The sequence below is a fragment of the Gilvimarinus sp. 1_MG-2023 genome (assembly GCF_030548285.1).
Window position 1 is genome coordinate 49,264 of sequence record NZ_JAUOSC010000011.1, and the last position, 21,208, is coordinate 70,471.

General features: G+C 54.1%; 19 protein-coding genes. 6 read left to right on the forward strand and 13 right to left on the reverse strand.

The genetic code is table 11. The features are described 5' to 3' along the window. Nucleotides 1–8 precede the first annotated feature (8 nt). From Q4563_RS12295 to Q4563_RS12305, 3 genes are all read right to left on the reverse strand, one after another. Nucleotides 9–1,409, reverse strand: a complete 1,401-nt coding sequence (locus Q4563_RS12295) for an aminoacyl-tRNA deacylase and HDOD domain-containing protein (RefSeq protein ID WP_215975000.1) — start codon at nt 1,407–1,409, stop codon at nt 9–11. Nucleotides 1,410–1,626: 217 nt separating this feature from the next. Beyond that, the gene (gene recG, locus Q4563_RS12300; RefSeq protein WP_303604681.1) at nt 1,627–3,714 is read right to left on the reverse strand and encodes an ATP-dependent DNA helicase RecG; all 2,088 of its coding nucleotides are present in this window, start codon (nt 3,712–3,714) and stop codon (nt 1,627–1,629) included. Nucleotides 3,715–3,719: 5 nt separating this feature from the next. Next, nucleotides 3,720–4,667, reverse strand: a complete 948-nt coding sequence (locus tag Q4563_RS12305; RefSeq protein ID WP_215974998.1) for a hydrogen peroxide-inducible genes activator — start codon at nt 4,665–4,667, stop codon at nt 3,720–3,722. A gap of 48 nt (nt 4,668–4,715) precedes the next feature. On the opposite strand from Q4563_RS12305, the gene Q4563_RS12310 reads away from it, so the two are divergent. Beyond that, nucleotides 4,716–5,549, forward strand: a complete 834-nt coding sequence (locus Q4563_RS12310; RefSeq protein ID WP_303604682.1) for an SDR family oxidoreductase — start codon at nt 4,716–4,718, stop codon at nt 5,547–5,549. Here Q4563_RS12310 and Q4563_RS12315 read toward each other — a convergent pair. The 7 genes from Q4563_RS12315 to gmk form a co-directional block, all read right to left on the reverse strand. After that, nucleotides 5,536–5,925: a RidA family protein gene (locus tag Q4563_RS12315; RefSeq protein WP_215974996.1), complete on the reverse strand. Its 390-nt coding sequence runs from the start codon at nt 5,923–5,925 to the stop codon at nt 5,536–5,538. The two genes, Q4563_RS12310 and Q4563_RS12315, sit on opposite strands and share 14 nt — an antisense overlap. Before the next feature lie 160 nt (nt 5,926–6,085). After that, nucleotides 6,086–6,649: a midcut-by-XrtH protein gene (locus tag Q4563_RS12320; protein WP_303604683.1), complete on the reverse strand. Its 564-nt coding sequence runs from the start codon at nt 6,647–6,649 to the stop codon at nt 6,086–6,088. A gap of 251 nt (nt 6,650–6,900) precedes the next feature. After that, nucleotides 6,901–7,479, reverse strand: a complete 579-nt coding sequence (locus Q4563_RS12325) for a midcut-by-XrtH protein (RefSeq protein WP_303604684.1) — start codon at nt 7,477–7,479, stop codon at nt 6,901–6,903. Nucleotides 7,480–7,724: 245 nt separating this feature from the next. Continuing rightward, on the reverse strand, nt 7,725–8,300 hold the full coding sequence (locus Q4563_RS12330; RefSeq protein ID WP_303604685.1) for a midcut-by-XrtH protein: 576 nt from the start codon (nt 8,298–8,300) through the stop codon (nt 7,725–7,727). 205 nt (nt 8,301–8,505) lie between these two features. Continuing rightward, nucleotides 8,506–10,620, reverse strand: coding sequence for a bifunctional GTP diphosphokinase/guanosine-3',5'-bis pyrophosphate 3'-pyrophosphohydrolase (gene spoT / locus Q4563_RS12335; protein ID WP_215974995.1), 2,115 nt, complete (start codon nt 10,618–10,620; stop codon nt 8,506–8,508). Nucleotides 10,621–10,648: 28 nt separating this feature from the next. Further along, nucleotides 10,649–10,912, reverse strand: coding sequence for a DNA-directed RNA polymerase subunit omega (gene rpoZ / locus Q4563_RS12340; RefSeq protein WP_215974994.1), 264 nt, complete (start codon nt 10,910–10,912; stop codon nt 10,649–10,651). A 155-nt stretch (nt 10,913–11,067) separates the two neighbouring features. Next, nucleotides 11,068–11,688 carry a guanylate kinase gene (gene gmk, locus Q4563_RS12345; protein WP_303604686.1) on the reverse strand — a complete coding sequence of 207 codons (621 nt, stop codon included), beginning with the start codon at nt 11,686–11,688 and terminating at the stop codon, nt 11,068–11,070. Between the two features lie 133 nt (nt 11,689–11,821). Here gmk and Q4563_RS12350 point away from each other — a divergent pair, with 133 nt between their 5' ends. Beyond that, the gene (locus tag Q4563_RS12350; RefSeq protein WP_303604687.1) at nt 11,822–12,031 is read left to right on the forward strand and encodes a hypothetical protein; all 210 of its coding nucleotides are present in this window, start codon (nt 11,822–11,824) and stop codon (nt 12,029–12,031) included. A gap of 96 nt (nt 12,032–12,127) precedes the next feature. Here Q4563_RS12350 and Q4563_RS12355 read toward each other — a convergent pair whose 3' ends face one another. The 3 genes from Q4563_RS12355 to Q4563_RS12365 are packed head-to-tail and all read right to left on the reverse strand — an operon-like array spanning nt 12,128 to nt 16,667. After that, nucleotides 12,128–13,000, reverse strand: a complete 873-nt coding sequence (locus Q4563_RS12355) for an SMP-30/gluconolactonase/LRE family protein (protein WP_303604688.1) — start codon at nt 12,998–13,000, stop codon at nt 12,128–12,130. A 2-nt stretch (nt 13,001–13,002) separates the two neighbouring features. Beyond that, nucleotides 13,003–15,414 (reverse strand): beta-N-acetylhexosaminidase, encoded by a 2,412-nt coding sequence (locus Q4563_RS12360; RefSeq protein WP_303604689.1) that lies wholly within the window; start codon nt 15,412–15,414, stop codon nt 13,003–13,005. A gap of 14 nt (nt 15,415–15,428) precedes the next feature. Continuing rightward, a complete protein-coding gene (locus Q4563_RS12365; RefSeq protein WP_303604690.1) occupies nt 15,429–16,667 on the reverse strand; it encodes an amino acid deaminase in 1,239 nt (412 codons plus the stop codon). Between the two features lie 157 nt (nt 16,668–16,824). Between Q4563_RS12365 and Q4563_RS12370 the strand changes: the two genes are divergently transcribed. From Q4563_RS12370 to Q4563_RS12385, 4 genes are all read left to right on the forward strand, one after another. Further along, a complete protein-coding gene (locus Q4563_RS12370) occupies nt 16,825–17,691 on the forward strand; it encodes a MurR/RpiR family transcriptional regulator (protein ID WP_215974988.1) in 867 nt (288 codons plus the stop codon). A 52-nt stretch (nt 17,692–17,743) separates the two neighbouring features. Further along, the gene (locus Q4563_RS12375; RefSeq protein ID WP_303604691.1) at nt 17,744–19,183 is read left to right on the forward strand and encodes an N-acyl-D-amino-acid deacylase family protein; all 1,440 of its coding nucleotides are present in this window, start codon (nt 17,744–17,746) and stop codon (nt 19,181–19,183) included. 89 nt (nt 19,184–19,272) lie between these two features. Further along, nucleotides 19,273–19,662, forward strand: a complete 390-nt coding sequence (locus tag Q4563_RS12380) for a RidA family protein (protein ID WP_215974986.1) — start codon at nt 19,273–19,275, stop codon at nt 19,660–19,662. A gap of 62 nt (nt 19,663–19,724) precedes the next feature. After that, nucleotides 19,725–21,176 (forward strand): sodium:solute symporter family protein, encoded by a 1,452-nt coding sequence (locus tag Q4563_RS12385; RefSeq protein WP_303604692.1) that lies wholly within the window; start codon nt 19,725–19,727, stop codon nt 21,174–21,176. Nucleotides 21,177–21,208: the final 32 nt, after the last annotated feature.

The window sequence follows — 21,208 nt, forward strand, 5'->3', positions numbered from 1 at the left end:
GGTGCCGGTTAACTGGGGGATAGAGCGCTGGCGATATGCTCTAACTCGTCTGTGGACTCGATGATATTGGCCACTGTGGCCTCGGCCTTATCTTTATTTAAGTGCAGCTCATCCAGTAAGGATTGGGGGATGTCTACCTTGGGACCATTGCCAATACCATGCTGGCGCAGCAGGCACTTGGCGATATAGATCAGTTTGGCATAAATTGCGTGCTCGCCCGTGATCTCCGGGTTTTGTTGGTGACGGATACCAACCACCACCTCTTCGGGCATCGACCAGAGCTCCATTAAGCAGCCGGCAACTTGATCGCGAGTCATGCCCAGTATATGCCGTTCGATGGCTTGCGGTGTGGTGTGCGGGTTGGCTTCGCTCAGGCGGCAAAATTTAGTGTAATGGGGTGGAAATACCTCAGCCATCACCAACATGCCAAAATTGTGCAGTAAGCCGGTTAGGTAGGCCATGCCAAAGCTGGGCCGTTGGTCGCGAGGAATGGCGGTGACCAGGCCTTCGATGGTGGCGGCCATATAGACCGACTGATGCCAGTAGGCAAGTTCGCCATTGGGGCTGTCTTTGGGCATAGATATGGTTTTGCCCAGCGCTAATCCCAAGGCGAGATTGAGTACCATATCAAAGCCGAGCACCCGAACTATGGCATCGTGAATGGATTTAATTTTGCCCGGCGCCGAGTAGTAAGGCGAGGCGGCCCAGCTAACTACCTGTGCAGCCAGGCTGGGGTCGGTTTCGACAATTTGCGCTAAATCCGAGATATCGGCATTGGGGTCGACCCGCAATTTGATAATACGCTGGGCGGTATCGGATAAAGGCGGTAATTCTAAGGTTTCTTCCAGCCGCTGCTTAATGCGCATCTGGGTAAAGTTTTGAATGGCGCTGTTGATATTGGCCAGATCATCCGCCTGGCTGTTATCCGCCTCCAGTGGAGCGAGAGGGACAGAGATGTCACATACGATAGCGTCATTAAGAGTCTGTTGAAAATCGGCGCTTTGCACATGGATCAGTTGTTCGTTATCACCAGAATCTAGTAGCAACTCATCGCGATCGAGTAGCGCTTGATCCACCAAAGTTAACAGTCCGGCCACTTGCGGCAAAGCGGGAACGGACTGGAAATGATTGGCGTCGCAAAATTGTTTGAGTTCCTGTGCACTGGCCGCTTGTAGTTCACGGTTGAGTTGGCGGCTCACTGCGTTTAAATCGAGCAGTGTGTTGGCGGCAATCACCACTTGCACCCGGCCGACTTCATCTTGCAATAAAATCGATTTTGCCGCGCCAACATTGCGCAGGTGTTGATCGTGCCAGAGTGATCGATTGTCGTTATCATTGGGCGTAGCAGCTAAGTCATAACGAATGTTTTGACTGCTGAGTAGCGATTCTACGCTGGTAGGTACTGGCACGGTGTCTCTCCTGTGAACAAGTAGTTCGATTTAGCCACAGCTTATGCAGTGCTCTGAATCAATGCGTAATGTATCTAGTCTATCTACTAGATTAGCAGTAAATAGTGACGTTTATCGTGTGTCTTTTCATGCCATTTGTGACCGAGTGCATATTTTTCCGATAAACGCCGATTATGCCCTACTGAGTGATTATAGTTCGCACAAAACACTTTTTAGCTTAGGCGCCGAGATATTTTTCCCGACCGCTGAGCCAGCGCTGCAGCAGCGCCTGAGCGTGGCCGGGATGGTGCCGGAGCATCGACTCGGCCGCCGCATTCACCTGAGGTAGCAAATAGGCGTCGCGACCCAAATCGGCAATGCGAAATTGCATGGCCCCGGTTTGTCGGGTGCCGAGTACCTCCCCCGGCCCTCGCAGCTCCAGATCTTGCTCGGCGATATAGAACCCATCGCTGCTTTCGCGCATCACCCGCAGGCGCTCTTTACTGTGGTTAGACAGGGGCGAGCCGTAGAGTAAGACGCAGTGGCTGGCAGTGGCTCCGCGCCCTACCCGGCCGCGCAATTGGTGCAGCTGCGACAGGCCCAGGCGCTCGGGGTTTTCGATGATCATCAAGCTGGCATTGGGAACGTCGACTCCGACCTCAATCACGGTGGTGGCCACTAGCAGGTCGATCTCGCCGGCCTTAAAGGCGGTCATCACCGCCTCTTTTTCGCGGCTTTTCATACGCCCGTGTACCAGCGCCACCCGGGCGTTGGGCAGGCACGATTGCAGCAGCTCGCAGGTAGCCTCGGCGGCCTGGGCCTCCAGCGCCTCAGACTCTTCAATAAGGGTGCACACCCAGTAGGCCTGTCGCCCATCCTGGCAGGCGGTATTAACGCGCTCTATCACCTCGGCGCGGCGCTGGTCGGAAATGACCACGGTGCTGACGGGCGTGCGCCCCGGAGGCAGTTCGTCGATGACTGAGCAATCCAGATCGGCGTAGGCGCTCATGGCCAGGGTGCGTGGAATAGGCGTGGCGGTCATGATTAACTGGTGCGGTGTGGTGCCTGGCGGCGCTTTGTCACTGAGGGCCAAGCGCTGGTGTACACCAAACCGATGCTGTTCGTCGATAATAGCCAGCGCGAGCCGGGCAAATTGTACGTCTTCTTGAAACACCGCGTGTGTGCCCACCACAATATGCGCCTCGCCTTGAGCGACCGCACTGAGCGATTCGCGTCGTGCCGCCGCTTTTTGACGCCCGCTCAGATAATTGACCTGCAGGCCCAGTGGGCTCAACCACTGGCTAAAATTGGCGTAGTGCTGCTCGGCTAAGATTTCGGTGGGGGCCATAATCACCGCCTGCTGCCCACTGGCAACTGCGGCCAGTGCTGCCAGCGCGGCCACTACGGTTTTGCCCGAGCCCACATCCCCTTGCACCAGCCGGAGCATGGGCTCGGGTTGGGCTAAATCAGTCATAATCTCAGCGGTTACTCGCTGTTGGGCGGCGGTCAGGGCAAACGGCAGTTGCTCTTTAAACTGCTCGGTCAACCCCGTTGCGTCTTGCAGGGGGATAGCAGTGGCGCGTTTTGCGCTGTGGCGAAACATGAGCATGCTCAGTTGATGGGCCAGCAACTCCTCAAATACCAAACGCTGTTGATAGGGGTGCGTACCTTCGCTAATAGCTTGTAAGTCAGTATTCAAAGGCGGCTTGTGCAAGAGCTTGAGCGCTTGGCTCAGCGGCACCTGCCCCAGTGAACGGGTAAGGGCCTCGGGTAAAAGCTCAGCGATAGGCTGCTGTTCGAGCCGGACCAGCGCCTGCTCCATCAGGGCGCGAATTCTCGGTTGCGTCAGCCCCTCGGTGGTGGGGTAATGGGGCGTAAAGCTCTGTTCTAAGGGTTTGGGTTGGCCCCGATCCAACACCTCGTATTCCGGGTGTACTATTTCGAGCCCCGATCCGCCGCGGCGCAGCTCGCCAAAGCAGCGTAGGCGGGCCCCCGCAATCAGGCGCTGTTTTTGCGCGGCGGTAAAATGAAAAAAGCGCAGCGTTAGGGTGCCGGTGTTGTCTTGTACTTTACACACCAATGAACGGCGCCGGCCATAGAGTACATCGCAGGCTCTTATCTCGGCTTCAATAACTGCGCTGATGCCCGGCTGTAGGCCACCGATGGGTTGCACCCGGGTGCGATCCAAATAGCGGCTGGGCAAATGAAATAAGAGCTGGCCGAGGGTCTGGATACCGAGCTTGGCAAGTTTCTCGCTCAGCGCCGGCCCCACCCCCTTTAAGGTCGAAACCGGCACTTCGGCCAGAGTATGAGCCCCGCCATTCATAGCGTTTAGTTAATGATTTTAATCAGTGGGTTATTGTGTTGGCAGCTGCGGATGGCGCTGCGCAACGCGTCCACCGCCTTAAAGCGTGGGAAGCTAGCTCGCCAAGCCAAGGCCACCGTGCGCTTGGGGGGCTCACCCGAGAAGGGGCGAGTGACCAGTACATCTTCACTGTAGCCTGTGGTTTGGGCGGCAGAGATTGGGAGGATGGTAATGCCCAGCCCCGAGGCGACCATATGGCGCAGAGTCTCCAGTGAGCTGCCTTCGGCGGCGGTGCGTACCTTGCCGCCGCCCGATGGCCTGCTCTGCTCCATGGACACTTTCAGATTAGGGCAGGTTTCTAAGACCTGATCGCGAAAGCAATGGCCTTCACCCAGTAGCAGAACCTCTTCTTGGTCGAGCCCCTGCGGGGCAACCGACGCCTGACTGGCCAGTGGGTGGTCTTTGCGCATCAGCACCACAAAGGGTTCTTCGTACAGTGGCTGGGTCACTACATCTGCCTCGGTAAAGGGTAGAGCAACGATTATTACATCCAGCTCGCCCTTGCGTAATTTAGTGCGTAGAGTGGCGGTGTAGCCCTCTTCTACGTAAAGTGGCATCGCACTGGCGTTGCGCTGCAGCTCGGGTATGAAATAGGGCAGCAGATAGGGGCCGATAGTAAAAATTGCGCCGATACTGAGCGGGCTGGACAGCTGATCTTTACCCTCGCTGGCAATGTCTTTAATGGCGGAGGTTTGCTCCAGCACCAAGTTGGCTTGGGCGACTATCTTTTCACCCAAAGGCGTGGCGGACACTCGTGACTTAGAGCGCTCAAACAAAGCCACACCCAGCTCTTCTTCGAGTTTTTTTACCGCAATGCTAAGTGTCGGTTGGCTGACAAAGCAGCGCTCGGCGGCACGGCCAAAATGTTGTTCTTGAGCTAGAGTTACGATATAGCGCAGTTCGGTCAGAGTCATGGTGGCCCACTGGGTTTAAAATTCATCAACTATTACTAATCTAGCAAAATGGATAGCGAAAAACTATTAATTATTGGATGTGGCGATTTAGGACGTCGACTGGCGCAATTTTCGGCTGAGCGCAGCGTTGCTATTACAGGCATGAGGCGCCGGATTCAAAACGCACCAGCCTGCGCCACTATCCGCTACGTAAGAGGCGATTACACCCGGTTGACCGATCTCAAAGCGGTAATAAGTGAGGGGTATGAGCGAGTGTTGCTGTGCCCGACTCCCAGTGAGCGAAGTGATCATGGCTATCGGCAAGGCTATGTGCAATTGTGCCAAAACTTAGTTCGGGCCTACGATGATCTGCCCGCGCCCAAGCGGGTGATATTGGTGAGCAGTACCTCGGTCTATGGCCAGACGGACGGAAGCTGGGTGAATGAAACTTCTTTAACGCAACCGCAGCGGTTCTCCGGTCAGCGTCTGCTGGAGGCTGAAGAGGTGCTGCGCCACTCGGGGTTGCCGGTGGTTGTGGCGCGGCCGGCCGGGCTCTATGGCCCGGGGCGGGAGCGGCTGATCACTAGAGTGTTAGACGGCGCTGTGCGGGCCAGTGGTGCCTTTACCAACCGAATGCATATCGATGATGCGGCCCGTGCGCTGGATCATTTACTGTACGAAGTGGCAGAGCCGGCCGCCATCTATTTGCTCAGCGATGGGCAGGCGCCCACTCAAGGCGAGGTTGTGCATTGGTTGGCCGGGCAGCTGGGAGCACCAGAGCCAACCACAGAAGAGCCAGATAGCCTCAATAAACGCGTCGATAACCGGCGGCTGTTGGCCACCGGGTTTGAGTTTATTTACCGCAGTTTTCAAGCGGGTTTTACCACTGTTATCCAGCGGTAACCATAATGCCGTCGGCTTCGACTTGAGCGCCCTTGGGTAGCTGGCTGATACCAATGGCGGCGCGCGCGGGGTAAGGCTGTTCGAAGTAGCGGGCCATAACCTCATTGACGATGGGGAAGTTGCCGAGATCGGTCAAATAGAGATTGAGCTTCACAATATCCTGCAGGCTGCCGCCAGCCTCGGCGCATACAGCCGCAATGTTTTTAAACACTTGCTCGGCCTGCTCGGCAAAATCGTCGCTGATCAACTCCATGGTATTGGGGTCGAGGGGGATTTGCCCCGATAAGTAAACGGTGGCGTTAACCTTTACCGCCTGCGAGTAGGTGCCGATAGCCTCGGGGGCATTTTCAGTGTGTATAACAGCTTTATTGGGCATGAGTTATCCGTTGCAGTAAAAACGGTCAAGTATAAACCCAAGCTTTCCTACAGGCCAACTCGAGGGAGGTTTGCAGTGCTTCTAGGCGGAGGAAGTCCGTTGAAAAAGGCGCTGGAGAGCCTCGATGAAGCCCTCCGCTTGCAGTGAATTGAGCCGATTATTAGAGACAAAAGCCCACAAAGTCTAGCTGGCAAGTGGCGCCGTTTTCGAGCATCTCGCCTTTTGTGCAAGTAGGAAAACTGGGTGATTGCAAGCTAACCGCTCCTTTAGCGGCCGGGGTATTGGATTTCTCAATGCCGCAGTCACTGAAGTCAGGGTCGTCTACTTTAACGATTCTTAGCGGTGAGCCTGAGGTGTTGGTAATTTCGAAGAGTCTAGTGCCAGAGGAAAACTCTGGCTGCAGGTCGATATACTCGCCCTCAGAGTCAGAAAATTGAACCATATAACCAGCGGCTGCTCGCAAATCAGGGCTTGCTACCATTGCGGTGGCTCCCGCGACAATCAGCGAAGGGCCGATCAGGGCCGCAGCAAAGCTGCGGTTACGCAGGGCAAAAAAGGCGATGCCTGCTAGTGCTATCAAAGTCGCCACAATACTAATCGAACTGACAGCGGGCAGAGCGCTAATGCCGCTTGAGCCCACGCCCTGTGCGCTCGCTAGAGGGGTGACGATGGTAAGAGCAATAAGGCTGAGCACTCCGCCTGCATTAACTGCTGAAAATTTCATAGAGCTTCCCTATCGTATGGTTGTCTAAATTAGTGAGGTAGATTCGATTGTGTGAACCACTTCATATATTTTCACGATTGGCGTCAATTAGCCAGCATTTACAGGAAGTTGGCGACACTTTTTGTTTCTGAAGACAAAAACCTGCCGACTTGGGGTGGCTGTGGCTGTGGCTGTGTTTGGGGCGGGGTCAGTAAAGTGGACTAAATGCGCGGAGAGCTTCGCCGAAGCTCTCCGCGCGGGTAGCCAATCTTTTAATCCAATTGGGGGCCAGAACAAAAGTTAAAGAAATCAAGAGAGCAGGTGGAACCTTTTTCGAGCGTGTTGCCTACTGTGCAAGTGGGGTAGCCCGGGGCTTCTAAGCGAACCTCTCCTTTAGCAGACGGGAGATTTGATTTACCACTGGGGCAGTCACTGATGTCAGGATTATCTACTTTAACGATTCTAAGCGGCGAGCCTGAGGTGTTGGTGATTTCGAAGTAGGTAGCGCCAAAAGCGAACGATGGCTGCAGGTCGATATACTCGCCCTTAGGGTCTGTAAATTCAAGCACAGCAGTAAAGGCTGCTCGCAGGTCGGGGCTTGCTACCATCGAGGTGGCTCCCGCGACAATCAGCGAAGGTCCGATCAGGGCCGCGGCAAAGCTGCGATTGCGCAGGGCAAAAAAGGCGATGCCTGCTAGCGCTATCAAAGTCGCCATAATGCTTATCGAACTGACAGCGGGCAGCGCGCTAATGCCGCTTGTTCCCACGCCCTGTGCGCTCGCTAGAGGGGTGACGGTGGTAAGAGCAAGAAGGCTGAGCACTCCGCCTGCATTAACTGGTGAAAATTTCATAGAGCTTCCCTATCGTATGGTTGTCTAAATTAGTGAGGTAGATTCGATTGTGTGAACCGCTTCATATATTTTCACGATTGGCGTCAATTAGCCAGCATTTGCGGGAAGTTGGCGACACTTTTTGTTTCTGAAGACAGAAACTTGCCGACTTGGAGTGGCTGTGGCTGTGTTTGGGGCGGGGTCAGTAAGGTGGGCTGAAAGGTCGAAGAGCTTCACCGAAGCTCTCCGTTTATGTCGGTCAATCATTAGGTCACACATGCACTCCAAAAATTGAGTTTACAGGTGGAGCCCACTTCGAGCGTGTCGCCTACTGTGCAAGTGGGGTATCCCGGTGCTTCCAGTTTAACCTCACCCTTATGTCCTTGTACTTCAGGTTTAACTGGCTGGAGTAAGCAGTCACTTGGGTCAGGGTCCTCTACACGAACAATCTTGAGCGCTTTCCCTGTTGTATTGGTAATTTCGAACTCGCGTATGCCAGAGGAAAACTGTGGTTGTAAGTCGATGTATTCACCACTCGGATCGGTGAATTGCACTTGGGTAATAGGGTTAATAGCCTGCAAGTCTGGGCTAACCACCAAAGCGGTGGCCCCTGCGATAAGCAGTGAAGGGCCGATCAGGGCTGCGGTAAAGTTGCGATTACGCAGGGCAAAAAAGGCGATGGTGGCTAACGCTACTAATGTGGCTGCGATACTGATTGAACTAGCAGCGGGTAGTGCACTGATGCTGCCTGAACCTACACCTTGAGCGTAAGTGTTGGAGGTGTACGCGGATAGGGCGAGAAGGGGTAGTGCTCCCCAAGCTCTGGATGTGGCAAATTTCATAAGACTTCCTTGCTGGTGGCAGTTAGGTTTTGAGTGGTAGCTCACATATTTTCACAATCAGTGTCGTTTTTCCAGTGCTGATTGGCTTGCTAACTCAGGTTTTAACTGGTCGATAAGCTACGTTAATTTGCCCTGCACGGCAGAGCCTAAGCCGCTGCTGCACAAAAAGAAATAGAAGCAGTGAATGTGTCAAGGGTGGGGCTGGTTAATTTTTCGCTCTGTGAATGCGAATAACGAAGCTCAGATTGCGTACCCGGCGCATGATATTGGCCAGGTGGATGCGATTTTTCACACCGATGCACAGGTTGATGACGCTGTTGTGGGCGTCGCGCTCATTGACGTGAATATGCTCGATGCTGGCGCCTTGCTCGGTAATGCGAGTCGCCAGTGTGGCAATAATGCCCCGTTCCGATTCCACCTCGGCGCGAATATCGACCAAGAATTCACCGGTGACGGTAGGCGCCCAGTTAACGTGACTGATTTTCTCGGGATTGTCGCGGAATTCAGCCAGGTTATGGCAGGTATCCTGGTGAATCACCAGGCCTTTACCCGAGCTGATATGGCCGAGAATTGGGTCGCCGGGAATGGGCCGGCAGCATTTGGCAAAAGTGATTAATACACCGTCCGAACTATCGATAGACAGTGGCGAATAAATGCTGCCACCGCGTGGGTCGATATCGGCATCTGGTTGTAACAGTTTAGCCACCGCAAAGGCGATACGGTTACCGAGGCCAATATCTTCGCACAGCGCTTCGAGTGATTGGGCGCCTGTGGGTTGCAGCAATTTTTGGGTTTGCTCTTCGGTCAGCTGGTCGATGTCGAGGTCGAGGTCCCCCAGGGCGCGGCTGAGCATTTTTCTGCCCAAGGCAACCGACTGGTGGTGGCGTTGGTTTTTTAAGAAGTGGCGAATGGAGCTGCGCGCTTTACCGGAGATAGAAAAGTCCAGCCAGCTGGGGTTGGGCTGCGCGCCGGGCGCGGTAATGATAGTGACTTTTTGGCCACTGCGTAGTGGTTGCGACAGCGGAGCCAAGCGGCCATTAATACGGCAGGCCACACAGGTATTGCCGATGTCTGTGTGTACCGCATAGGCAAAGTCCACCGCCGTGGCACCGTGGGGCAGCTCGACAATGCGACCTTTGGGGGTGAAGACATAGACTTCATCCGGAAACAGGTCGATTTTTACGTTTTCAATAAACTCTAGCGAATCGCCGGCGCGGCGCTGCATTTCCAGCAGGCCCTGGACCCATTGGCGGGCGCGATTGTGGCTGCTGCTGAGCGAGTCATCACTGTCGGACTTGTACAAGAAGTGAGCCGCAATACCCGTGTTGGCCATTTCGTCCATTTCTTTGGTGCGAATTTGCACCTCGATGGGTACGCCGTGCATGCCCACCAATACTGTGTGCAGAGATTGATAGCCGTTGGCCTTGGGGATGGCAATATAATCTTTAAATTCGCCCGCCACGGGCTTGTACAGGTTGTGAATCATGCCCAGCGCGCGGTAGCAGGCATCGATACTGTCGACGATAATGCGAAAGGCGTAAACATCCATTATCTCTTTGAAAAATTTCTTCTTTTGCCGCATTTTTTGATAAATGCTAAAAAGATGTTTTTCTCGCCCAATGACCACCGCGGTAATTTTTTCTCGGTTTAGACGCTTTTCAATGGCGGTTTGAATCTGCTCCACCAGCTCTTTGCGGTTGCCGCGGGCCGTTTTGAGGGCCGCCTGCATGCGGGTGGCGCGCAGCGGGTACATGGCGTAAAAGCCGCGGTCTTCAAACTCCAGACGCAAATCGTTCATACCCAGGCGATGAGCGATGGGTGCGTAGATTTCCAGTGTCTCTTTGGCGATGCGGCGTTTTTTGTGTGGCGGCATGGCGCCCAGAGTCCGCATATTGTGCAGACGGTCGGCCAGCTTGACCAAAATAACCCGCAGATCATCGGCCATGGCCAGTGCCATTTTTTGAAAGTTCTCGGCTTGTTTTTCAGCGTGTGATTCAAACTCAATTTGGGTGAGCTTACTGACCCCATCCACCAATTCGGCAACGGTATCGCCAAATTGTTTGGCGATGGCTTTTTTGGGGATGCCGGTGTCTTCAATCACATCGTGCAGCATGGCGGCCATCAGGCTCTGGTGATCCATGTGCATGCCGGAGAGGATATCCGCAACCGCCAGCGGGTGAGTAATATAATCTTCACCCGAGCGGCGCTTCTGCCCATCGTGCGCTTGTTCAGCGTAAAAATAGGCGCGTTTGACCTGTTCGATCTGAGGGGGCTCTAAGTAGGACGAAAGTCTGTGGCTCAGTGCCTCAATGGTTAACAATGGGGTCCTCCGATCGAATTAAGGTTCATTACATAGGGGGTTGAGGCTCGAAGTTGCTCTCTTCCATTTGCGGTGCGGGTGCTGGTTCATCGCGCTCAAGCAAAATGCTGGCATCGACAAAACCCTCTTCGATTTCGCGCAGCGCGATAACCGTTGGCTTGTCGTTTTCTTCTGCCACGTGAGGCTCTTTGCCGCCCACCGCAATTTGGCGAGCGCGTTTGCTGCTTACCATAACCAGTTCAAAGCGGTTGTCGACATGATCGAGACAATCTTCAACAGTAATACGTGCCATGAGTGTTTCCGTTTCGTAATGCTTGATTGGGAGCTCGCGATATTCGCGGCCTTTGAGACTATTATGCGTCAAAGTGACGCTAAGAGCCAGCGAGGGCGGTCGCGAGCGGGGGCGATATTGTACACAAAACGCGCGATAGTAAAAGCTATTTTACGTTATTGGCTGTTTAACAGTTCGGCCAGCAGATCTTTATGGCGATCGGCCTGCACCACTTGGCGCAGGTGCTGGCTGGTAATCAGTGCCTGCAGTTGTGCCAAGGCGGTGGTGAAATCGTCATTAACGATTAAATAATCCGCCTCTACATAGTGGGAGATTTCGTTAATCGCCTCATTCATTCGTCCTTCGATCACCGCCGGGTCGTCCTGGCCGCGGCCGGTTAGGCGTTGTCTTAAGGCCGGTAGGGAGGGGGGCAGAATAAACAGGCTGACAGTATCGGGCATTAATTTGCGCACCTGCTCCGCGCCCTGCCAGTCAATTTCCAAAATGACGTCCATGCCGCTGGCCAGCGTTTGTTCTACCCACTGTTGTGAGGTGCCGTACCAGTTGCCAAACACCTCGGCGTGCTCCAAAAAGGCAGACTCGGCCAGCATGGATTCAAATTCATCGTGGCTGACAAAATGATAGTTAACGCCATTTTGCTCGCCGGGGCGAATGGGGCGGGTGGTATGAGAAACTGACACGCACACTTCTGGGTTGGACTGCACCAGAGCATTGACCAAACTGGTTTTCCCTGCGCCGGAAGGGGCAGAAACGGTGTACAGAATTCCTTTACTCATGGCTGATTGGCCTACCTTTTATGCACAGGGATAAATCAAAGCAGGTATTATGGCACAGGGTGTCGGTATCGAACACTGTGCCATCTGTCTTTGATCTACTGCCCCAAAAATTGTTAACCGAAGGTATTGCGGTATGAAAGAACGACTGTCTATTCAAGAAGGTGCTGAATTTTTAGGCACTAGTACAACGTTTGTGGAATCGATGATCAGCAAGGGGCGCCTGCAGCCAGACAGCGAGCAACTTATCGAGCGCGCGCAACTGGCTGATTTAGCCGAATTAGTGGCCAAACTGAAAGGCGGTGGTATCGCGGCTATGGTCTCCACGGTTGATCAACATTTGTAATGGGCCGGACTTAAGCGCGCCCATAGTGACGCTCAACAATTTAAATAATACACAAGCAAAAAATATTTAAACACACCGCTCCGAATGCAAAACCGTTCAATCAATCAAAAAGCTCTCAATCGCACCACGCTTTTGCATGGTGACAAACGCCCGCTTGTTGCCTTCACCGCCGAAGGTAATATTGGTGGGATATTGGCCGGTTAACGCCACGGTTTTAATCAGTTCACCTTGCGGCGACAGTACGACAATGGTGCCGGCGCCGTAACGGGCAATATACACATTGCCGCTTTCATCGCAGGCCATGCCGTCTAAGCCGTAGTCGGCAAAGGTATAAAACTCTCGTTTATTGTCGAGCTCGCCTTCATTATTCACATCGTAAGCCCAAACTTTGCGTGCTACGCTTTCGTTAACGTAGAGCGTGTCGCCAGCGGGGGATAACTCTATACCATTAGTCGTGCTCATGTTGGCCTCGAGTAACGTAGTATCGCCGTTGCGATTAATCCTCCATAGCTGGCCGGTGCTCTCGGCCCAGTTGGGGTCGCTGGCGTAAATATACCCGCTGGCTGCTACCGCAATATCATTGGGTTGGTTCATTTTGGTGTTGTGGGCCAACACAGTTACCGCTTGGGTTTTAGGTTCAATGCGCAGAATGTTATGGCCGGTGTAATCGGCGACCAGCATGCTGCCATCGGGGGCAAAACGCAGCGCGTTGCCGGTGCTGCCCTCGGGTAATGCTAACCACAAGCTGGCTTGGTTTTTAGCCAACACTTGGCCGATGGTGCCTTCGCGTTGATAATTGACCGCGTAGAGTGTGCCATCCGGCCCCACCACCGGCCCCTCCACCCCTTGGGTAAACGTATTCTCCTCTACCCAGTCGATGCTGTCGGCGGCAAAACTGTGTGCGCAGGCGCCAAGGCTTACTGCGACGAGTGTATTGATAAAAATATTATTAAGTTTTTTTTGTCGCATGGTTATTGTCCTTGAGGTGGCATGGTCTGCGAGTGGAGAAAGAGCCGCTCCACTCCAAACGCCGCCGCTACGATGATTTCGTGTTGAAGCCTGAGTGCTGTGTTGAGATGGTTACGAATGTCTGTTAGCTGGTCGGGCTCAAGTGTTTGTCTGGCCTGAATATGTTTGATGAGTGTAAGCCCCGCGCAACTGATGTCGTACACACTGGCATTCAATGCCTGTAGTTCATTATTGGCAGAGGTTTTACTCAATGCCTCACTGGCTTTTTTCCAAGCGCGCAGCTGCGTTTGCAGGGCAGCCGTTTGCGCTTTGTCATTGGTGGCAGTGAGCCAGGCGTTTACCTGTTGTGCAAACTCTATGGCGGTATCACTTTGTGCGGGCAAAGCGTCGGCCAGGCGGTTGAGCCGGTCGCGCCGCGAATAGGTTTCGTGCACGGATTTTTCGTGGTGGCGATGATAATAGTGTGCCGGTTCTAAGGCAGAGCTGACCGTCAGCAAGGTGGATAACTCGGCCTTGGGAGCCAGAGTTGCCAGTTTATTTTTTTGCTGCTCATCATGCAGCAAGCCCACAGAGTGCACTGACCAATTCGCCACAGCGCGCAAACGTTGTTGCATGGATTTTTCTTCTCTGACCGAGGCGTCGGACCACAAACGCTCGGCCACCACAAAACCGCGCGGCCACAAGCGTAAATCCAAATTGGTACGATCAACCATTTCACTCCACAGTGCCGCCTCGCCACCGAGCAGTAAGTGTTGTTTGTCGCTGTCGATATAATCTTTGGGCTGTGGCACAGGGATGCGGCTGTGAGCGATATCGCTGCCTGCCACACGCTCGCCGGTTAACGTGTAGGGGGCATTGCCTACCTGCAGTGTTCCGTACAGCTGGTTTTGCGTGGTTGTGAGAGTGGCTGCCACCGGCCCCATCCAGGTATCGACATTAAACTGTATGTCGCCGTCTTGTCGGCGAAGGTTCTGCACCACCTGACGCGACTTGCCTTGAAAATCAATAAAGCCGCGAGCATTTTCCTCTTCGCCAATCACTGTCAATTGCCCTTGTACATCACTGCCGCGTTTGCGCGGTACCATAAAGCGCCAACTGCTCCAGCTTTCGTTGTCGGCCGGGGTGGTGTCGATATCAATCGGCTGCGGTAAAAAGCGGACGCGGTGGTGATAGTTGGCGTACTGCGGTTGGTCGAGATAAAAGCCGGTCGATAACAGTGCGGGAAAACCCATATTGATCGCCCGGCCCAGAGCATCTGGCCCCTGCCAGGACTGCACAATGGTACCGGGGGCAAGCTCGGGGTGCAGTACTTCGTCCCAGCCGATCATCGCCCGGTTCAGTTGCGAGAGAATATCGGACAGTTGTCGATTAAAGTAGGCGTGTAGTGCGTGGCTATCCGGCAGATTATTAGCTCGGGCAAAGGCTTGAATGTTCGGATTATTTTGCCAGTGTTCCGGGTCAACTTCATCGCCGCCGATGTGCACATAGGGAAATGGAAACAGCTCGGCGACTTCTTGTAAAATGGTTTGAGCGAATTGATATACCTTGGGGTTGGCGGGGTTGAGTAGCGGCTTGTGTACGCCCCAGCGATCTTCCGCCCGGTAGGGGCCGGGGGCGGACATAAGCTCCGGGTAGGCCAGTGCAATGGCGCTGGCGTGCCCCGGCATATCAATTTCGGGCAACACGTAAATACCGCGTGCGTGCGCGTAGTTTACGACGTCGGTTATTTGTTGGCGGCTATAAAATTGGCCGTTATTACTGGCAACGGTGTGCAGGCGCGGATAAGCGCTAGATTCAAAACGCCAGCCTTGGTCATCGGTTAAATGCCAGTGCAATACATTGAGCTTAGCTGCGGCCATGCCATCAAGTTGTCGCTTAATATCTGTCACCGGTAAAAAGTGCCGCACCGAATCCAGTAGCAAACCGCGCCAGGCAAAACGCGGTTGGTCACGAATCACGGCCGAGGGTAAGGCCAAGCTCGGCCCTTGGTTTATGCCGACCCATTGCAGCAATGTTTGCAAGCCGCGCAAGGCACCAAGCTCGGTGGCAGCGTTTAGGGTGATGCCTTGGGGGGTTATTGCAAGCGTATAAGACTCGCTTTTTTTGTCCAGCAGAGGCAGTGCAGAGTTACGGATACGCAAGGTTAATAGCGTGTTTGGTATTGAACGGGTAAGACCGGTTTGGCGACTAAAGCGCTCAGTAAAACGCTGGCCAGCTGCGATTAGTCTGTCGCTGTTTGACCCTATTATTTTAATGCTTGGTATACCGGTTAAATGCAGCAGACCTTCTTCGGTGGTAACCGATTGCGGTTGTGGCATAAGCGCGGCGGCGACTGGGGTGGTGTGAGTGTGCCCCGCAGCCTTTAGGCTCACTACCGCGAAGGCCAAAAGCAAAAAAGTGGTAATCCGTTTCATCGTTATGCCGCTCATTAAAAAAAAGTGTCGATGGTATTCAGTACTCGGAATTGGTCATCAATGACATGCAGCTGTCGCCACTTGTCGAAGGTAAGGCAGGGGTGCGAGGTAGAAAAGGCAATCATATCGCCCACGCGCAGATTGCTGTCGCTGGGTATGGTCATGGTGGCGTGCTGATCCATGATCTTTACCACCTGCCAAGATGATGGTGCCGGTTTTGGGGTGTCATCCATAGGGCGAAAATGTAAGGTGGGTTGGGGGAGGCCGGCATCAAAGGCGCAGTCGCGTTTGCCCAGCCCAATAATGGCCACTCCCGCTTCGGGCAGCGATTGCACATAGGCCCAAATCTCAAGGGCAGATTGTAAGTCGCCCGGTATCGTACATGTGTCCCCCAATCGTTGTCGTACGTTTTGTTGTGCTTCAAGGTAAATACCCTGGTCGTGAATCAGGTAGCAGCCGGGGCGAATAACGGTTGTAAATGTATCGGGGTCGGCCTGGCTGAATACCTCCACGACCAAGTCGTACCACGCGGATCCGGCGCCGGTAAGGATGGCCTTGGCGCCGGTAAATAATCCCTGCCCGTATATTTCCTGCGCCGTTTTAAGCACCCATGTCAGGTGTTGGCGAATACGCGCCGGGGCATTGGGGCCACTAATGACGCCCTCGTAAGTTTCAATGCCGGTTAGGTTTAGGGCGGGTTGCTGGGCAATGGCGTGGCCCAGTGCCAGTGCCTGCTCGCTGGTGCGACAACCGCAGCGTCCCCCGTCGGCGCCCATCTCAATCATGACATTGAGCGTTTGGCCGCGGCTGGTAAAGAATCGATTCAGTGCTTCCACATTAGCGCGGCTATCTACCAGGCAGTGAAACTCCAGTTGAGAATTTTCCAGCAGCTGGCTGATGAGCTGCATATTGGCGTGGCCAACCAACTGATTAGCCATAAGAACACGCCGGGTGCCCACTTCGGCCGCCGCTGCAACTTGCGGAGGAGTGGCAAGGGTAAGGCCCCAGGCTCCTTGCTCGCATTGTTGTTGAAACAGTGCTGGGGTCATTGTGGTCTTGCCGTGTGGGGCCAGTTTGACGCCTTGTGCGTCGGCAAAGCGCTGCATCCAGCTAAGATTGTTGGTCAGCCGCGACTGGTATAATACCGCTGCAGGTAAGCTGATGGCTTCGTCTAACAAGTAAGGCGCCGCTTGCGCGGTAATCACAATCCCTTTGTCGCTGAGTGAATGAGTTGTGTCTTGCGTGGTCGTCATAGGGTGGCCCAGGCCGGTAAAGTGAAGTGTTGCAATTACTTATGATATTAAATAACAGTAAAGATGGTCAAATGTTGATACATAATTTCATTGGGTGCATAATAACGCCAGCCAGGCTGGGTAATCGACCATTATTGTGCGGGCGAGGAGACGGGTAATGACTCATGATCTAGACATCGTATCGCGCATTAACACTCTGTACGGACAACTGCGTGATGCCGAGCAGAAAATCGCCAAAATGATTTTGGCCGACCTACAGTTTGCCTCACAAGCCAGTATCAGTGATATGGCGGCTAAGGCTGGGGTCAGTGAGGCCAGTATTACCCGTTTTGCCCGCGCTGTGGATTGTAAAAATGTACGCGATTTGAAATTGCGATTGGCCCAATCGGTGGCGATCGGCCAGCGGTTTTACAGCGAGCCGCCCACGGAGCTGGATGGGAAGCACGCGGTATTTGAAGCGGTGCAAGTTGCTTTAGAGCACAGTGCGGCACTAATCACCGATGCAGTGGTTGAGCCCGCCGTGGAGGCCATGGTCGCGGCTCGGCAAATCGTTGTATTTGGGGTGGGCGGCGGTTCCACCGTATTGGCGCAGGAATGTCAGTATCGATTGTTCCGACTGGGGGTGAGTGCCACCGCCTACTCGGACCCCATGCTGATGCGAATGGCAGCCGCAACCCTTGAAGCTAACGATGTCGTGATCTGCCTGTCGGCCGGGGGTTACAGCCCAGATGTGCAAGCGGCGGCAGAAATCGCCCGCGAGTACGGCGCCAAGTTGGTGGGGATTACCGTACAGAATTCTCCGCTGGGCAATATGGTCGATTGTTTGTTGCCAATCGAATCGATGGAAACCGATTTTATTTTTAAACCCAGTGCGTCGCGTTATGTGATGCTCGCCGCTCTCGATGTATTAGTAACAGAGTTGGCGGTGCGCCAAAAACGTAAAAGCCGAGAGACACTGCGCCGCATAAAGCACACGCTGGATACACACAAGCAGGGCAAAGATCGTTTGCCCCTTGGAGACTGACGGCAAACTCGCAACCATTTTGAGTTAGGGTTTGTTAGTAAATAAGAGACTTATGCAGTACGACACCCTGATTCAAAACGCGCTGGTGCTGGATGGCACCGGCGGCGGAGTTTTTCGTGCCAATGTCGCCATCGCCTCGGGCAAAATCGCCGCCGTGGCACCGCACCTAGAGGCGAGCGCGAATCACACGGTAGACGCAGAGGGCCTGTGCTTGGCCCCCGGTTTTATCGATGTGCATACCCACGACGACCTCAATGTGATTCACAACCCCCATATGCTGGAGAAAATCAGCCAGGGGGTAACGACCGTCATCGTGGGCAATTGCGGTATTAGTGCCAGCCCGGTCACTTTGGCTGGCGACCCGCCCGACCCGCTCAGCTTACTGGGGGATAACGCCCAGTTCCAATATCCGCATTTTGCTAACTATGTGAGTGCCGTGCAAGCCGCTCAGCCTAGCGTTAATGTGGGCGCGCTGGTTGGGCACACCGCAATTCGCAACAATCATATGGCTCGGCTCGACCGCGCCGCCACCGATGCTGAGCTGGCGGCCATGACCGGCCAGTTGCAAGAGGCGCTGCAAGACGGCGCGCTCGGTATGAGCTCCGGCCTTGCCTACGCCAGCGCCAAGCAGTCCACTACTGACGAAGTGCTCGCGATGGTCAAGATTCTGGGTGAGGCCGGGGCGGTGTATACCACTCACTTGCGCACCGAGTTCGATGGCGTGCTGGAGGCGATGAACGAAGCGTTTTACACCTCGCATACGGGTAAGGCACCGCTGATTATTTCTCACTTAAAGTGTGCAGGCAAAGGCAACTGGGGCCGCAGTACAGAATTACTGCAGCATTTAGAAGGCGCCGCGCAAACACAAAAAGTGGCGTGCGACTGTTATCCCTATGCCGCCAGCTCCAGCACTCTGGACTTGGCGCAGGTCACCGAAGACACCGATATTTTTATTACCTGGTCGGAGCCCCATCCCGAACACGCGGGAAAAACGCTGGGCACAATTGCCGCCGAATGGCAGGTGAGTTTGCTTCAGGCCGCCGAGCGTCTACAGCCGGCCGGTGCGGTTTACTACTGCATGAGTGAACAGGATGTGGAAAATATTTTGCGATACCCGCGCACTATGGTTGGCTCCGATGGCTTGCCTAACGATCCGCACCCACACCCACGATTGTGGGGCGCCTTTCCCCGAGTGTTAGCGCACTATTGTCGCGAGCGAAAAATTTTTGATTTAGCCACCGCCATTCACAAAATGACGGGTTTGTCTGCCGCTGAATTCCGCCTGCCTCGTCGGGGCGAAATTCGCGCGGGTTACTGGGCCGATTTGGTGTTGTTTGATGCAGAAAAAATTCAGGACACCGCCACCTTTGCCAATCCCAAACAGGTAGCAACGGGCATTCAGTCCGTGTGGGTAAACGGCGAGCTGAGCTATGTACCCGGTCAGTATAAAACCGGCCGCAACGGGCAGTTTTTGTCGCGATGCCAGTCATAACCGCTGGGGGCAGCCCGGCGCAGAATCATTGATATTTTAACTAGGCAATTATGATTGCCTAGTTCATATTAAACAGGAGTGATTTCAACATGAGTATTACACGTTACGGCGCCGAGGGCAGTATGGGTACCGGTGGCCAACACCTACCCTTTGCCATGGCAGCCGAGGCTGCAGGCTGGTTGTATGTATCGGGCCAAACGCCGATGATTGATGGCGAAGTGGTGGAGGGCTCAGTGGTAGAGCAATCCCAGCTGGCCATTGATCATTGCCTGAAAATAATGGCCAACGCCGGTTACAGTAAAGAGCACGTCGTCCACCTCACGGTTATCCTGACCGATGCGCGCTATTTTCAATCGTTCAACAAAGTTTTTAAGCAAGTGTTTGGCAATGCGCCACCGGCGCGGATTTGCTCAGTGTGTGATTTAGTGGTCGACTGTAAAGTGGAAGTGGGCGTGGTCTGTTATAAGTCGCCGGAATAGGATCATTAGCTGAACGCTGAACGTTAGACATTATTCCAATAACGTCATTGTTGAAGAAACTTATGAGCACCAATCTATTTTTAACCGCGCTCGCCACTTATGTTGCTTGTTTAATCGCGCTCAGTATTTTTGTGTCGCGCGGCAATAAAAATGGCGAGGACTTTCTGCTGGCCGGTCGCGGCCTGCCCATTTTTCTTACCATCGGCACTACTGTTGCCACTATGGTGGGTACGGGCTCCTCCATGGGTGCAGTGGGTTTTGGCTACGCCAATGGTTGGGCGGGTATGCTCTACGGTATTGGCGGTGCTATTGGTATTTTATTGTTAGGCCTTTGCTTTGCCCCGGTGCGTAAATTTGAATTTATGACCATGAGCGAGGAGCTTTCCTACTACGTGGGCGCCAGCCGCTGGGTTAAAAACATTGTCGCGATATTGATTTTTGTCGCCAGTATTGGCTGGTTGGGTGCGCATATTCTCGGCGGTGGTTTGTACCTCGCCTGGATTGCCGGCATCGATTTGCAGTTGGCCAAAATTATTATTGCCGTTAGCTTTGCCATCTACGTCATTATCGGCGGTTACAGCGCGGTGGTTTGGACCGATACCCTACAGGCGATTATCTTATTTGTCGGCTTTATATTAATGGCAGTGTTAGCGGTGGACGCTGTCGGTGGCTGGCAAGCGCTGCTGGCCGCGCAGCCGACGAGCAATGTTGGCTTTTTGGCCATAGACGCCATCGGCGGTTTACACGCCGTGTCACTGATGTTGGTTGTGGCCGTGGGCGTATTGGCCACCCCGTCATTTCGCCAGCGTATTTACTCCGCGCAAAGCATTCGCTCGGTGCGCCAATCGTTTTATATTTCCGGCACACTTTATGTTTTCTTTTCTTGCGTGCCTGCGATTATTGGCATGGGCGCTTATGCGCTCAACCCAGAGTTGGATAACCGCAATTTTGCCTTCCCGTTTTTAGCGGCAGAAGTGTTGCCGCTGGCGGTGGGGGTGGTGGTATTGATTGCCGGCTTGTCCGCGACTATGTCTAGCGCAAGCTCAGATGCCATCGCCGGGGTGAGTATTTTAATGCGCGATATCTACAGTATGGTTACCGGCAAAATGCCGCCCCGGCATCGCGTTATTCAGCAGTCCCGTTTGGCGCTGTTAAGCATTATTGCCGTCGCGCTTTGCTTTGCGCTTTTATCCAATGACATTATTGGCTATATCACCACCATGATCTCCACCGTTATGGCCGGGCTGTTTGTCTGTGGTTTACTGGGTCGTTTCTGGCCGCGTTTTAATCCCGCCGGGGCCATTGCCTCGCTGGTGGCGGCGTCTGTGGCCTCGCTGGTAGTGGTGAATGTTTATCAGTATTATTGGGGCAACCCGGTCATACCCACCGTGCTCAGCTCACTGCTGGCAGGTGTTGTCGTGACGCTGATAACGCCGGCTTCGAAACTGACCGCCGAGCAAGCTTTGCAATTGTTGAGCGAAGAACGCCACCGCATGGAAGGCGGCCGCGAATAAACAGCGGCGTCGGGCATCGGCAGGGCGAAGCA

Excerpts from the sequence above, each read along its gene's own strand:
- Q4563_RS12310 (WP_303604682.1), top strand. The coding sequence starts at position 4,716 with ATGGATAGCGAAAAACTATTAATTATTGGATGTGGCGATTTAGGACGT.
- Q4563_RS12355 (WP_303604688.1), bottom strand. The coding sequence starts at position 13,000 with ATGCGACAAAAAAAACTTAATAATATTTTTATCAATACACTCGTCGCA.
- Q4563_RS12380 (WP_215974986.1), top strand. The coding sequence starts at position 19,273 with ATGAGTATTACACGTTACGGCGCCGAGGGCAGTATGGGTACCGGTGGC.
- Q4563_RS12370 (WP_215974988.1), top strand. The coding sequence starts at position 16,825 with ATGACTCATGATCTAGACATCGTATCGCGCATTAACACTCTGTACGGA.
- Q4563_RS12315 (WP_215974996.1), bottom strand. The coding sequence starts at position 5,925 with ATGCCCAATAAAGCTGTTATACACACTGAAAATGCCCCCGAGGCTATC.
- Q4563_RS12305 (WP_215974998.1), bottom strand. The coding sequence starts at position 4,667 with ATGACTCTGACCGAACTGCGCTATATCGTAACTCTAGCTCAAGAACAA.
- Q4563_RS12365 (WP_303604690.1), bottom strand. The coding sequence starts at position 16,667 with ATGACGACCACGCAAGACACAACTCATTCACTCAGCGACAAAGGGATT.
- Q4563_RS12325 (WP_303604684.1), bottom strand. The coding sequence starts at position 7,479 with ATGAAATTTTCACCAGTTAATGCAGGCGGAGTGCTCAGCCTTCTTGCT.
- Q4563_RS12385 (WP_303604692.1), top strand. The coding sequence starts at position 19,725 with ATGAGCACCAATCTATTTTTAACCGCGCTCGCCACTTATGTTGCTTGT.
- rpoZ (WP_215974994.1), bottom strand. The coding sequence starts at position 10,912 with ATGGCACGTATTACTGTTGAAGATTGTCTCGATCATGTCGACAACCGC.
- gmk (WP_303604686.1), bottom strand. The coding sequence starts at position 11,688 with ATGAGTAAAGGAATTCTGTACACCGTTTCTGCCCCTTCCGGCGCAGGG.
- Q4563_RS12350 (WP_303604687.1), top strand. The coding sequence starts at position 11,822 with ATGAAAGAACGACTGTCTATTCAAGAAGGTGCTGAATTTTTAGGCACT.
- Q4563_RS12375 (WP_303604691.1), top strand. The coding sequence starts at position 17,744 with ATGCAGTACGACACCCTGATTCAAAACGCGCTGGTGCTGGATGGCACC.
- Q4563_RS12330 (WP_303604685.1), bottom strand. The coding sequence starts at position 8,300 with ATGAAATTTGCCACATCCAGAGCTTGGGGAGCACTACCCCTTCTCGCC.
- Q4563_RS12360 (WP_303604689.1), bottom strand. The coding sequence starts at position 15,414 with ATGAAACGGATTACCACTTTTTTGCTTTTGGCCTTCGCGGTAGTGAGC.
- Q4563_RS12320 (WP_303604683.1), bottom strand. The coding sequence starts at position 6,649 with ATGAAATTTTCAGCAGTTAATGCAGGCGGAGTGCTCAGCCTTATTGCT.
- recG (WP_303604681.1), bottom strand. The coding sequence starts at position 3,714 with ATGAATGGCGGGGCTCATACTCTGGCCGAAGTGCCGGTTTCGACCTTA.